The sequence below is a fragment of the Cytobacillus sp. Bva_UNVM-123 genome (assembly GCF_046351715.2).
In the GTDB taxonomy this organism is placed as follows: Bacteria; Bacillota; Bacilli; order Bacillales; family Cytobacillaceae; genus Cytobacillus.
In genome coordinates, this window is sequence record NZ_CM177772.1 from 1,370,417 (window position 1) to 1,384,591 (window position 14,175).

The 14,175-nt window shown below is 38.2% G+C and carries 8 protein-coding genes and 1 riboswitch; all 8 genes read left to right on the forward strand.

The window, feature by feature from the left end; genetic code table 11:
- The first annotated feature begins 849 nt into the window (after positions 1–849).
- The gene (locus KDN24_RS06560; protein ID WP_409972110.1) at positions 850–2,580 is read left to right on the forward strand and encodes an ABC transporter ATP-binding protein; all 1,731 of its coding nucleotides are present in this window, start codon (positions 850–852) and stop codon (positions 2,578–2,580) included.
- Positions 2,573–4,411 carry an ABC transporter ATP-binding protein gene (locus KDN24_RS06565; protein WP_491348356.1) on the forward strand — a complete coding sequence of 613 codons (1,839 nt, stop codon included), beginning with the start codon at positions 2,573–2,575 and terminating at the stop codon, positions 4,409–4,411. Before KDN24_RS06560 ends, KDN24_RS06565 begins: the two co-directional genes overlap by 8 nt.
- A 215-nt stretch (positions 4,412–4,626) precedes the next feature.
- The gene (locus KDN24_RS06570) at positions 4,627–5,499 is read left to right on the forward strand and encodes a phosphotransferase (protein ID WP_409972108.1); all 873 of its coding nucleotides are present in this window, start codon (positions 4,627–4,629) and stop codon (positions 5,497–5,499) included.
- A 120-nt stretch (positions 5,500–5,619) separates the two neighbouring features.
- A riboswitch (SAM riboswitch) is annotated at positions 5,620–5,728 on the forward strand.
- A gap of 105 nt (positions 5,729–5,833) precedes the next feature.
- Complete coding sequence (locus tag KDN24_RS06575) at positions 5,834–6,850, forward strand: methionine ABC transporter ATP-binding protein (RefSeq protein ID WP_409972107.1); 1,017 nt, start codon at positions 5,834–5,836, stop codon at positions 6,848–6,850.
- A complete protein-coding gene (locus tag KDN24_RS06580) occupies positions 6,850–7,512 on the forward strand; it encodes a methionine ABC transporter permease (protein ID WP_409972106.1) in 663 nt (220 codons plus the stop codon). The genes KDN24_RS06575 and KDN24_RS06580 overlap by 1 nt, the downstream gene beginning before the upstream one ends.
- A gap of 316 nt (positions 7,513–7,828) precedes the next feature.
- A complete protein-coding gene (locus KDN24_RS06585) occupies positions 7,829–8,701 on the forward strand; it encodes a MetQ/NlpA family ABC transporter substrate-binding protein (protein ID WP_409972105.1) in 873 nt (290 codons plus the stop codon).
- Between the two features lies 1 nt (position 8,702).
- Positions 8,703–9,911: a M20 family metallopeptidase gene (locus tag KDN24_RS06590; RefSeq protein WP_409972104.1), complete on the forward strand. Its 1,209-nt coding sequence runs from the start codon at positions 8,703–8,705 to the stop codon at positions 9,909–9,911.
- A gap of 592 nt (positions 9,912–10,503) precedes the next feature.
- Positions 10,504–14,163: a S8 family serine peptidase gene (locus KDN24_RS06595; protein ID WP_409972103.1), complete on the forward strand. Its 3,660-nt coding sequence runs from the start codon at positions 10,504–10,506 to the stop codon at positions 14,161–14,163.
- The last annotated feature ends 12 nt before the right edge of the window (positions 14,164–14,175 follow it).

A 14,175-nucleotide genomic window follows, 5' to 3' on the forward strand; every position in this document is an offset into this window, starting at 1 on the left:
TAAAGTTTATACCACATCACTTTATATAAGTGATATTCCCATAGCAATTAGAGCTACAACTAAAAAATTCAATCAGTTTAGAAAACCAATGCCTGAATACCCTTTGTTTTGTTGCGTATCGCCATAGTGGATCAGCATAAATGATGTTGTATTTCATATTCAAATGACATTAGAATTTCTAAAGATATTTACTTATTCTCATATTTCTAAAATGCTAATTAGTCTCTAGAAAATAATAGTAGGTTTAAATAGCTGAACAAATTATCATTTCAGCTACTGGGATTGTTAATTTCCTTTACAGTGGCTATTTTAGTATATAAGAAAAAAATTTAAAAAAAGTATATTAATAAAGCCTGAATGATTCATCATTCCAGCTTTGTGACTTATTAAAATCAGTGGCACAGTCGTGGCATAATTTATATCAATTTTCATGTTTTTATAGCTTTTGACATTTCCTGAAAACCTATCATATCAACGATATTGCACTATATTGTATTGAAGAAGTACTGAGTGGTAGTAGTTACAGGTGTTATTATTAGTGTCAAATGGGTATCATTTTGAAAGAAAATCCTTAGAACTTAAATAAAGGTTTCTAAGGTTCCTTTTTTCTTCCCGCTCCATTTTAAGCATACAGCATATAAATGAAAATGCAGCAAAATCAAGGACTTTGTGACATTACCTCTACGCCCTTAAGCTAAATTATTCAAAAATTCCGCCATATGTTTTATGATAGAACCATAATTTATTTAGAGATTCGAAATAAAATGTGAAATAGGGGAATTTAAATATTCAATCATTCCACTATACTTATAATGTTTAGTATGCAAAACACCGACGGGGGATTCTCATATGCGAAAGCTAGCACCATTTTTAAAACCATATAAAGTTGCGATAATGATCGCACTCATTTTTACGTTATTGGAGCTTGCAGTTGAATTAGTGCAGCCACTCTTAATGGCGAAGATCATTGATGAAGGGATTCTTGTGAAAGACCTTAGTGTTGTCCTTAAATGGGGAGGGGTGATGCTCCTCTTTTCGGCAATCGCTTTTTTGGCAGGGATTATCAATTCATTTTATTCTGCACATGTGGGCCAAAACTTTGGCTTTGATGTCCGGAGCAAGTTATTTGCGAAAGTACAATCCTTTTCCTTTGCCAACTTTAATTTATTTCCAGCATCCTCGCTCATTACAAGAATGACGAATGATATTACGCAAATTCAAAATACGGTTTTTATGAGCTTAAGAATTGCCTTAAGGGCGCCATTGCTTATCATTGGTGGGCTTGTGATGGCCTTTATTGTTAATGTGAAAATGGCTCTTATTCTCGCAGTGGTCGTACCGTTTCTTTTCCTTTTTCTCTTCTGGTTATTGAATAAGGGAGGCAAGCTTTTTAAAATTGTCCAAGAAAAATTAGATGGTGTTAATAATATTTTAAGGGAAAATTTAACTGGAATTAGGCTAATTAAAGCGTTTGTCAGAAGAAAACATGAAGAAAAACGGTTCGGTAAAGTAAACGAATATCTAAGAGACAAAACGATTCACGCTTTACGTATCATGGAATTAACGATGCCAATTTTGCTCTTAATCATGAACATTAGTATTCTTGCTATTCTTTGGTTTGGGAGTATTCATGTCGGTACCGGCCAAGTAAAAATTGGAGAGGTTGTCGCCATTGTCAACTATGCGATGCGAATGACGGCTGCATTTTCTGTCTTTTCGATGATTATTATGGTGTTTTCCCGAGCAAGAGCCTCCTCAAATCGAATTGTGGAAGTTCTTGATACGAAAATAGAACTAATTGATGCAGAAGATGCAAACGAAAAGAATAAAATCCATGAAGGAAAAATCGTTTTTGACCATGTTAGCTTTCAATATCCTGGGAGTGATTCACCTGCGTTAACAAATATTAGTTTTACGGTCATGCCTGGTGAAACAATCGCGATTCTTGGGGCAACTGGTTCAGGAAAGACAACACTCTTACAATTAATTCCTCGTCTTTATGATATTGAGAACGGGAGCATCCTGATTGATGGGACGGATATTCGAAAAATGAAAATGGAGACACTTCGGAGGAATATCGGCTATGTTCCGCAAGAAGCTTTGCTGTTCTCGGGAAGTATTAAAGACAATATTTACTGGGGCAAGGAAGAAGCAACAATCGAGGAAATAGTTGCGGCACTCAAAAACGCGCAAATTGAGGAAACAATCAATTCTTTTCCAAGAGGGTTAGACACAAATCTAGGCCAAAAAGGGGTAAATCTTTCCGGTGGGCAAAAACAAAGACTATCGATCGCAAGAGCACTCGTTAGAAAACCAAAGCTCTTACTCCTTGACGATAGCACGAGTGCACTTGACGTGAAAACAGAGGCAAACTTGCTCAAGGCATTAAAGGAATATGCCTGCACAACACTCATTATCACACAAAAATTAAGTACGGCTGTTAAAGCAGATCAAATTTTATTGTTTGAGGATGGTGCCTTATTAGCACAAGGAACACACGAGGAACTACTACGAACATCTGCCCTATACAAGAAAATTTATCGATCTCAGTCAGGGGATGGTGAACGTTTTTATGCTTAATGAATGGAAAAAGCCGTTTCAATATCCGAAGTTGTCGCTAAATAAAGAAAATAATCAACAACTGAAAGGAGCGAAGCGGAAACCGAGCAATGTTAAAAATACGTTAATAAGAATTTGGTATTTTCTCGCAGCAGAAAAAGCACTCTTATTTCTTGTGCTATTCATGGTTGTTATTAGCTCGGCATTAGGACTTCTAGGCCCATACTTAGTCGGAAAAACAATTGACAACTATATTGTCACGACGAATCATATTGGTTTGTTCAAGCTGTTTATCGGATTAATCTTTATCTATCTCTTTCACTCATTATCCCTTTGGCTACAAAATTATTGGATGATCGGGATTGCACAAAACACTGTTTTTACAATGAGAACAAAACTTTTTCACCATCTCCATAAGCTGCCGATCCCTTTTTTCGATAAGCGGCAGCATGGGGAATTGATGAGTAGAATTACGAATGATATTGAAAATGTCAGTTCCACTTTAAATAGCTCATTTATTCAAGTTTTTTCTAGTTTATTAACACTTATTGGGACTGTTTCTGTGATGGTCTGGCTAAGCCTGCCATTAACATTGCTAACGCTAATCATTGTGCCGCTAATGTTTATTGGCATGAAGTGGATTACGAAGCGAACTGGTCCTTTATTTAAAGAACAACAGAAGCATATTGGAGAATTAAATGGCTTTATTGAAGAATCCATTTCTGGACAGAGAATTATTAAAACATTTTCACAGGAAAAAAAGGTTATGGATGAATTTTTGGAAAAAGCGGAGCATCTGAAGAATGCGGGTTTTTGGGCACAAACATATTCAGGTTTTATCCCGAAGCTCATGAATGGCCTAAATAATTTAAGCTTTGTGATTATTACCGGAATTGGAGGGATATTTGCATTAAAGGGCATGATTTCTATTGGGGTTATCGTCATTTTTACTGAATATGCACGTCAGTTTACTCGTCCACTCAATGATCTTGCCAATCAGTTCAACACATTATTGTCGTCTATCGCTGGTGCTGAAAGAGTATTTGAAATTCTTGATGAAGAGGAAGAGTTTACAAGAAATAAAAAATTCATTGAATTAAATACGGTGAATGGCGAAGTTGCCTTTCAACATGTAAGTTTCGGCTATGAGGACGCTGCGAATACACTCAAAAACATTCATTTCACTGTAAACGCTGGGGAGACTGCAGCCTTTGTGGGGCCGACAGGAGCGGGTAAAACAACGATCATCAATTTGTTATCAAGATTTTACGAGCTTGATAGCGGTTGTATTTTGCTTGATGGACATGATATTGCAAACATGAAAAAAGAAAGCTTGCGCTCACATCTTGGCTTTGTTTTGCAGGATACCTTTTTATTTCAAGGTACGGTTCGGGAAAATATTCGCTATGGGAGACTGGAGGCAACAGATGAAGAAATTGTTGCAGCAGCCAAGCTAGCCAATGCAGACTGGTTTATTATGAGGCTGCCAGATGGCTATGATACAGTTTTGAATCAAGATGGAAGTGGGATTAGTCAAGGGCAAAAGCAGCTATTGTCAATTGCGAGAGCCTTTCTTGCCAACCCATCAATTCTCATTTTAGATGAGGCCACAAGCAGTATTGATACGGTGACAGAATTGAAGATTCAAGAGGCATTGCAAGAATTAATGAAGGGGAGAACGAGCTTTGTAATTGCCCACCGTTTAAATACGATTCAAAATGCGGATAAAATTTTCGTTATTGAAAATGGGCAAATGATTGAATCAGGCAACCATGATTCACTTCTTAAAAAGAAGGGATTTTATTATCAATTACACGGAAAAGCTGTTACGAGCTTTGCTAGTGGGGGCTAAATTTTTTATTCTAGTAATTTATTCATTATGTACAAAGGAACTTACAATTATTTACTGTGTAAATATTTTTTACTCAGCTATTGAAAAAACTTTATCAAAAGTGTTTAGGCAAGATCAATTGGAACCATTAGCCTTATTTGGCGGGTAAAATTTTGGACACGTATAATATTTGAGATTTAACAAGTAGTGAGCAGAACATGGAAGGAAGAGTATTTTTGAAAAACTCTATTGGAATTGTGAATTGGATCGAAATAGATAAAGCTTTGGAGGATTTATTAATTCATGAGAATGCTTTAGTTATTCAACCGTTGGATCATGGTTTTGAAGCTGAGGTTATGAAGATTAGTTCAACTAAAGAGAGTTTTGTACTTAAAGTTTGGAATAAGAGTTCTAAACCTGATATTCATTTCCAATATCGATTATTACAGGTCCTATTTGAACGTGGAGTGCCAGTATCAAAACCATTGGGGTGGGGTGTAAATCCAAACGGAGATATGGTACTTTTAACAACATTTGATGGGGTATCAATACGTAAAGTGAATGAGAAGAATATGAAAGAGCTTGCAAAGATTCTATCGAGTATTCATCAAATTCTTGTTAAAGAAATTAGGGGTATTCATCTTCCAAAGTATGATTTTATTGACTACTTTTTTCCTAGGGTAAGAGAACACCAAGATATTTATCATGCACTAATCGTTCTTGTGCAAAATGCCCAAATAAAGAAAGAACATATTATCCATGGTGATTTCCATTTGAGAAACATTTTAGAGAAAAATGATAGATACACTGTTATAGATTGGACGAATGGACAATTAGGAGACCAGAGATATGATTTTGCCTGGTCGCTTATTTTGCAAAAAATCTATGTTTCAGATCGGGATGCGGATGTATTTCGCTCTACTTATCTATTAGATCATGCTATTCAACAGGAAGAACTTGAGATTTTCGAAGCAATAGCTTGTCTTAGATGGCTCTTGCTAAATAGGAGTGGTGGTGTACCAAAAGGTCTTAATCCAATAAAAAATGTTCGAAGTTTAATAGCAAATAATTTATTTTTAAAGTTAGTAAAATTTGATGAGTTAGTATAAATCCGTGAAAATCGAGTATTCCATTTTCAATAAAAACTTTAAAAAGAAAATGTTGACATATAATTTTTAAGGTATTATAGTATTGATTAAATCTTACGGACAATTAAATATGATGATTTCTTCTTATCCAGAGAGACTGAGGGACAGGCCCAATGAAGTCTCGGCAGCGGGTTTATTATTTAACACCGTGCCAATTCCTGCAAATGTGTTTACATTTGAAAGATGAGAAGGAAGTAGTTTCTTTTAATAGTTGGGACCTTCCTTTTTTTCTTATCGATAAGAGAAAAAGGAAGGTCCTTTTTGTTTATTTTTTATATTGGGAGTTGAGCAAGTAATGATTGAATTTCAGAATGTAGCGAAAACCTTTAAGTTTGGTGATCGCGAAGTAAATGCAGTTAAAGATGTATCTCTTTCAATTCAACAGGGGGAGATTTTTGGAATTATCGGATTTAGCGGTGCAGGGAAAAGCACATTATTGCGGCTGGTGAACTTATTGGAGAGCCCGACGTATGGCACTGTTCAAGTACAGGGAGTCGATATTAATTCGCTCACACAAAAAGAAGTGAGAAAGCTGAGAAGAAGAATTGGGATGATTTTTCAAAATTTCAATTTATTCTCCTCAAGAACGGTAGCTGGAAATGTAGCATATCCGCTAAAGCTGGCTGGGGTCCCGAAAAAAGAAATAAATCAAAGAGTGACAGATCTTCTTAGCTTCGTCGGTCTCACAGAAAAGGCAAATGATTATCCTGAACAATTATCTGGAGGACAAAAACAACGGGTTGGGATTGCAAGGGCGCTTGCTACCTCTCCTGATATATTAATTTGTGATGAGGCAACGTCAGCGCTAGATCCAGATACAACTGGAGAAATTCTTCGTCTTCTCAAAAAGGTAAACAAGGATTTAGGGATTACCATTTTGTTAATCACACATGAGATGCATGTCATTCAAGAAATATGTGACAGGGTAGCCGTAATGGAGAATGGAGAAGTTATTGAATTCAATTCAGTTTTTGATATTTTTACGAATCCACAGCATTTAACGACCCAACGGTTTATTCAATCGGTCCAGCAAGATCGACCATCGGCGTCTTTATTAGAGGAGTGGAGAAAAAAGGGAGGGGAAAATTTATATCGCGTTATTTTTAAAGGAGAAATAGCGAGCGACCCTGTACTTTCTCGTGTAACAAGAAAATTTGATGTAGATGTAAATATTGTCTACGGTTCTGTGCGAGAAATTCAGGAGAAGTTTTATGGAAACCTGCTTGTCTCATTTGAGGGACAGAGGGATAAAGTTTCTGACGTTCTTGCTGAGCTTAAGGATGTTGTAACTGTTGAGGAGGTGAAAATTTAATGAAAGTAGATTGGACGACTTTTTGGCCGCGTATTTTAGAATCTACAGGTGAAACGATTGTAATGGTCATCATGACTCTTATTTTTGGTTCAATTCTTGGTATAACGATAGGTTTACTTTTATTTGTGACACGAAAAGGAAATATATTGGAGAACAGATTTTTGTTCCAATTGCTAAACTTTTTGATTAATATGATTCGTCCCATTCCATTTATTATTTTTCTAGTGGCAATCAGCCCGTTAACAAGAGCAGTTATTGGAACGACGATCGGGACATGGGCCGCGATTTTTCCAATGACAATTGCTTCGTCATTTGGGATTGCGAGAGTAGTAGAGAACAACTTAGTTAGCATTGATCCTGGAGTAATTGAAGCGGCAAAGGCAATGGGGGCGAGTCCTTTACAAATTATTTTTACAGTATTGATTCCTGAGGCGCTTGGACCACTAATTTTGGGCTTAACGTTTGTCACAGTAAGCTTAATCGATTTTTCTGCGATGGCTGGAACAGTTGGCGGAGGCGGTTTAGGTCATATTGCGATGACATATGGCTATCAACGCTTTGATGGAAGTGTCATGCTTGTTACCGTTATGATTCTTATTATTCTCGTGCAAATTGCTCAGTGGATTGGGAATAAATTGTCAAGAAGAATTATGCGACGATGAGAGGGGAACTTGCCAAACAATGTTATTACTTTAAATTAGGCTCTATTAAAGGACAATGTTGATTTTTGCACCTGTTGATTGGAGTGGAAGGTGCGTGATTCCTCGAAAATGCATACGCATTTTCTTCGAGCGGTGCAAATTCACGGGAGCTTACTCAATGTCCTGCGGGAGGAAGGGACAAGGGTGACCCCGCAGGTGCGATAGCGCCGAGGAGGCTCCTCCCGGATCGCCCGCGATCGCTAAGCAACCTGGAGCGCAAATCAACAGCCATGTTTAACAGAACCTAAATTAAAAACAACGAAAAGGAGATGGAATGATGAAAAAGTGGTTTAGTATTTTATTAGTTTTAACAGCTGTTTGGGCATTGGCTGCCTGTGGATCTGATTCAGCCTCAGGCAATGCGGAAAAACCAGTAAAGGTAAAGATTGGGGTAACTGGAACAGATGGAGAAGTATGGCCGATTTTAAAGGAGAAAGCTAAAAAGGAAGGGATTGAAATTGAACTTGTTGAGTTCTCTGACTATACATTACCGAATCATGCATTAGCTAATAAAGAAATTGACATCAATTCTTTCCAGCATATTGCGTTTCTAACCCAGTTTAATAAAGAAAACAATGTTGATTTAGTTCCGATTGGCGCTACAGTTATTGCTCCGATGGGAATATATTCAGAAAAAGTGAAGGATGTAAGCGAAATTAAGGAAGGAGACAAAATTGCTATTCCGGATGATCCTTCAAACCAAGCTCGTGCCCTGAGATTATTAGAATCAGCTGGATTAATTAAATTAGCGGATGATTTTGGTCTCTTCGGTGACCCAAGTAAAATTGTTGAAAACCCGAAAAACTTAGATATATTGCCGATTGTTGCCCAACAAACACCACGTGTATTACCTGATGTTGTAGCATCTGTTATTAATAATGGTGTTGCTGGACAGGCTGGATTTGATCCAGTAAAGGATCCGATTTATCTTGAGGATTCGAACGATCCGAATGTCTTGCCTTACGTGAACATTTTTGCTGCACGAGCAGATGAGCAAGATAATAAAACCTATCAGAGAATTGTCGAGCTGTATCATGAAGAGGACGTAACGAAAGCAGTTGAAGCTGATACAAATGGAGGATCCATTGTTGTAGATTTATCAAAAGATGAGCTAATAAAACAAAGCAAAGGATTATTAGGGGGAGAGTAATATGAGCAAAACGTTATCGGGGATTGAATTAATACAGGAATCAATTGAAACGAATCAAGCTTTGTATATTAAAACGAGCCAGACGATTCATGCCAACCCAGAGATAGGGAATCAGGAGTTTTTTGCGAGCAAAAAGCATGTAGAAATCTTGACGAATGCTGAATTTAAAGTTGATACAGCTGTTGCTGGGCATGAAACCTCCTTTTATGCGGTGAAAGACAGTGGGAAACCTGGTCCAGCTATTGCTTTTCTTGCTGAGTATGACGCGCTTCCGGGCTTAGGGCATGCGTGCGGCCATAATATTATCGGGACGACGAGTGTAGCAGCTGCGATTGCTCTTTCTAAAACACTGGATGAAACTGGGGGGCGTGTTATCGTTTTAGGAACACCAGCTGAGGAAGGCGGTCCGAATGGCAGTGCGAAGGGCAGTTTTGTCGCGCATGGCTATTTAAAAGGAGTAGATGCCGCGTTAATGATTCATCCAGCTGGTAAAACTTCATTAACAGGTGAAACACTTGCTGTCGATCCGCTTGATTTTCATTTTTATGGGAAAGCTGCGCATGCATCAGGATCTCCTGAGGAGGGAATTAATGCATTAGACGCTGTTATCCAGCTTTTCGTCGGGATTAATGCCCTGCGCCAGCAGCTTCCTACAGATGTTCGAATTCATGGAATTATTACCCATAGTGGAGATGCGCCAAACATTATTCCTGAATATGCAGCAGCAAGATTTTTCATTCGTGCGGAATCATGGAAAAAGACGGAGGAAGTTTCGGCAAAAGTGCGTGCAATTGCTGAAGGTGCTACGCTTGCAACTGGTGCAACTGTGAAAATTGAACGATTCCAAAATGAAGTGAAGGATTTTGTGCTAAATCCCGTACTAGATCATCTTTTGAAAGAAGAGTTAGAGGCAGTAGGTGAAAAGGTTTGGACTGTTCGAGGAAAAGGCAAAGGTTCAACAGATGCTGGGAATATTAGCTATGAGGTTCCGACAGCACATCCGCATATTAAAATTGGTCCAGACGATCTAATTGGGCATACGAATGAATTTAGAGAAGCTGCCAAATCTCCAGAAGGTGATGCTGCTCTAATAAAAGGGGCGAAAGCACTTGCATCAGCTGGCTACCGCTTATTAAAAGACAGTGATCTTTTAAACGAAGTAAAAGCCGCTTTTGAGGAAGCGAAGGCAAAAAAAGCTGAGACACTTTAATAGTCGAGTCGAAAGAGTTAATCAATCTAAGATTTGACTATGAAGCTACTAAATAGAACAGCTTTAGGCTCATGGCTTCTGATAATCACCCATTGGGGCTGTCTGATGAGACAGCTCCTCTCCTAATTTTGAAAATATTTTATACGCTGCGAAGGACAATTTCAAATGGTGTTATTACTTGGGAGTATGAGCATTCTCATATTGTTCTTATTGAAATAACTATGACCTTCGGCCTGTTTATATCTAAAACGTTCTTAATTAAGAAAGTTTTTTGTATTATTGCTTTTATTTTCAGAATATTATTGTATAATTTAATTAAAATGTAATGAGTTTGCAGCCATTTCATTTTTTTTTACCTCTATCGTTCTTTATAAAGAACTTTAGAGAGGATAAGAGAAGTATAAAATTAAGCAAATTTAAAATAAAGGGGGTTGGAAAATTATAGAGCAAATCTTTTCACTGAACTAAAGAACAGCAATGAACAACCGCTCAATTATTTATTACTAGAGGGGATTACATAAAGGTTTAATACTTTGGTAAGTGAATAGATTAATAATATCCGCCTAATGGTGGAGTAGAGGAGGAAAGTTCATTGGGGAAAAGAAAGTTTACAAAACTGTTTAGTAGTCTTCTAGCATTTATTATGGTGCTTTCACTTGTTTTGCCAGTATCGGCACAAACAGAAAGTACGGAACTAACTGATTTCAAACAAGGGCATCAAAATGAAAGAAATTTGCAGTTAAAGGCGGCAATTGCTGAACAACTTGAAGCCACTGAAGGCTTGCCAAAGCTCCATAAAGATTTACAAGATATATCGGGCAATGAAGAAGTACCAGTAATTATTAGCTTATCCGAAAATCCAGTAGGATTAGAAAAAGGAATTAATAAATTAAAAGGAAGTCAATTTACAAGTGCACAAGAAAGGATAGTTAAAGATAGAGTCATTCAACAACAGGCAGCTGTTACGAGAGATATGAAATTAAAAGGGATTTCCTTTGAAAAAGGATTTTCATTTGATACGGTTTTAAATGGCTTTGCGGCTAAGGTGAAAGCGTCTGATCTTAAAAAGCTTCTTGAAATTAAAGGAGTTGCTTTAGTCGAGCCAGACACAACTGTTTATGCGCTGGAAGACCCGAAGTCACCAGATTTCTCGTCAGATCTTGAAAAGATTGAAAAAAATGATGAATTTGAAGCAGCCATGAACACAAGCATTTCATTCCTTGGCATTGAAAAGCTGTGGAAGGAAGGCTATAAAGGAAAAGGCATTAAAGTGGCTGTACTTGATACAGGAATTGACCCAGACCACCCGGAATTTGCAGGAATCTACAAAGGTGGCAAGAACTTTATTCCAAATAGCTCAATGTATGCTCGCGAACGCGCTGATAACGACGCTAGAGAAACATCACCGAAAGAGCGTCCAGCTAGCCAGCCGGAGTTTAATGATAAAGGAAGAGCATTTTACACATCCCATGGGACACATGTAGCTGGTACGATTGCAGCAATCGGAGCAAATCAATATGGTATCAAAGGGATTGCCCCTGAAGTGGATCTCTATGCTTATCGTGTACTTGGCGCATATGGCAGTGGCTCCAATTCTGGTATCATCAAAGCGATCGATACGGCTGTTATTGAAAAAATGGATGTCATTAACCTGTCATTAGGGGATTCAAATAATTCTGAAACAGATCTCGGTTCCTTTGCGATTAACAATGCAATGATGGCAGGTACTATTTCTGTAGTTGCAACAGGAAACTCTGGTCCAGGTCGGTCAACGATCGGGACTCCTTCAACAGCTCGACTCGGCATTGCTGTTGGGAACACAACAAATCCCGAAATAACGTACAATGGAGAAGTGAATATTACAGTAGGCGATTACAATTATTCAAAACAACTAAACTTTATGGCAACAACCTTTGGACAAGAGCTTTCTGCACAGCTTGAAGGCGAGTTTGACTTAGTGGCAGTTCCAGGTGTTGGTAAAGCTACTGATTACAACGGAATTAATGTTGATGGAAAAGTGGCCTTGATTTCCCGCGGTGATATTGCATTTGTAGATAAGATTGCAGCCGCAAAGGAAAAAGGTGCGATTGCAACCATTATCCATAACTTCGATGGAGGAACAAATGCACCAAATCCATCTGACGTTTCCCTTGGAGATTCCTTCGCTTTCATCCCGACAATTGATATGTCCGTAACAGATGGAGCGGCTATTCGTGAATCACTTAAGAATGGCGTAGGAAAAGTCACTTTTGGAAAATTTGGTTCATCTAAAACTCTCGGAGATGAAGTAAATGACTCTAGTTCACGTGGTCCTTCCACTCCGAACTTTGATATTAAACCAGATGTAACAGCACCAGGAACGAATATCATATCTTCAGTTCCAGCTTATAAATGGGATTTCCCAGAAGCAAGCTATGAAGAGTCATACGATCGTTCTACAGGAACATCAATGGCAACCCCACATGTCGCTGGAATTGCAGCTCTTATTAAACAAGCAAATCCAGATTGGAATGCATTTGACGTGAAAGTAGCACTTTCGAACACAGCAAAACTTCTAGACAAGAATAAGTATGACGTATTTGCCCAAGGTCCTGGACGTGTTGATGCCTATGCAGCAGCTCATCCAAGTGTCCTTGCCTATGCTTTAGACAAGGCGAATAACAATGGAAAAGAAGTTGATAACGTTAAAGGAACGGTTACTTTTGGTCCGCAAAAACTCGACAAAAATATTTCAGTCACGAAGCAAATCCGCGTAAAAGACTTAAAGGGTGTAGGCGGAAGCTTCAATGTGAATGTGGAAGTAACGAAGTCATATGCTGATGCAAAATTAACAATTGACAAGTCGTCCTTTACATTAGCGCCAAATGGTGAGCAGCTCGTAAACGTAACATTAACAGCCTCGAAAAATACTGCAACTAGTAAGGCTGGGGATGAATATTTAGGCTATATTCATATTAATGGCGGCCAGAATCATGTATCCTTGCCGTTTGCAGTAGATTTCAGTGGTGAAAAACCTGTTGAAGTCCAAAATATGCGGATTACAGAAACAGACCTTTCATTTAATAATGATGGCGTGAAAGACGAAGCCATGCTTTATTTCACCATTACAGGGGATGTTTTAACGAACTATATTGAAATTTGGGATATTGAGAATCCAAATGGTGGGTATTATGGGGATGGCTATATCGGCTATTTGCATGCTGCTACTTCTCTAGGAGCGGGATCATATCAATTAAGAATCGCTGGTCAATATAGGCCATGGGGAGGAACTGGAGCTGCACAAATCCCTGATGGACTATACACAATTGACTTTACAGCAGAGACAATGGCAGGAAATATTATTGATGATTATGTTGGTCCAATTATTGTTAAATCAACAAAGCCTGCGATTGAAGGGAAGGTAGCGGAGAATAAATTAACAGGTCAAGTAACCGATAAGTATATCGACTACAATGATGTTCTTAAACAATACGGACTTCATTACGACCTTAATTCAAAGCTAAAGGCATCTTATGTTATCACTAGCGATGGTAAGGCAGGAAATGCTGTGCCATTAACATTAAAGCAGGACGGTTCATTTGAAATCGATTTAACTCAGGAAGCAGATTCAGTTACAGTACATGTAGAGGATGCTGCAGGAAATAAAGGGAAAACAGATTTCAAGATAGAAAAACAAGAGGAAATTACTTTAACAGTCGACCAGTCGGAAGTTTCGCTTGAAAAAGGGCAAACAGCAACACTAGTAGTAACCCAAACAAAGAAGGTTGGCGATAATGTAGTAGAAGAAGATGTTACAGACAAAGCGGTATATACAGTGGCAGACGAAACTGTCGCATCTGTTCAAGCTGGTGTGATCACAGCGAATGAAGCTGGTGTAACAACAATTACCATCACATATGGTGAAAACACGGTAAATGTAATGGTGACTGTAGTTGATGAACCGATTGAGAAAACAGTGAGTTTAAAGGCCGATAAAGAGCAATTCCTTATTAAGGAAGGTGCAACGGATAGTGTGAGGATCACCGAAGTAACGACAATTGGCGATAAATCAACTGAAGAAGATGTAACGGCAAAAGCAACTTACAAGGTGGCCAATGAGGAGATTGCAACGGTTACGGATGGAGTTATCCTAGGAAAGAAAGCTGGGATTACGGAAGTGACCGTCACATATGGTGATAACTCTGTGAAAATAACGATCGCTATTTCAAAAAATGATGATACTAGACCACCTAGACCAAAGCCAACCCAATAAGTAAAAAAATAA

Bases quoted from the DNA above. Each gene is read 5' to 3' on its own strand.
- KDN24_RS06560 (WP_409972110.1), top strand. From the start codon at position 850: ATGCGAAAGCTAGCACCATTTTTAAAACCATATAAAGTTGCGATAATG.
- KDN24_RS06565 (WP_491348356.1), top strand. From the start codon at position 2,573: ATGCTTAATGAATGGAAAAAGCCGTTTCAATATCCGAAGTTGTCGCTA.
- KDN24_RS06575 (WP_409972107.1), top strand. From the start codon at position 5,834: ATGATTGAATTTCAGAATGTAGCGAAAACCTTTAAGTTTGGTGATCGC.
- KDN24_RS06580 (WP_409972106.1), top strand. From the start codon at position 6,850: ATGAAAGTAGATTGGACGACTTTTTGGCCGCGTATTTTAGAATCTACA.
- KDN24_RS06585 (WP_409972105.1), top strand. From the start codon at position 7,829: ATGAAAAAGTGGTTTAGTATTTTATTAGTTTTAACAGCTGTTTGGGCA.
- KDN24_RS06590 (WP_409972104.1), top strand. From the start codon at position 8,703: ATGAGCAAAACGTTATCGGGGATTGAATTAATACAGGAATCAATTGAA.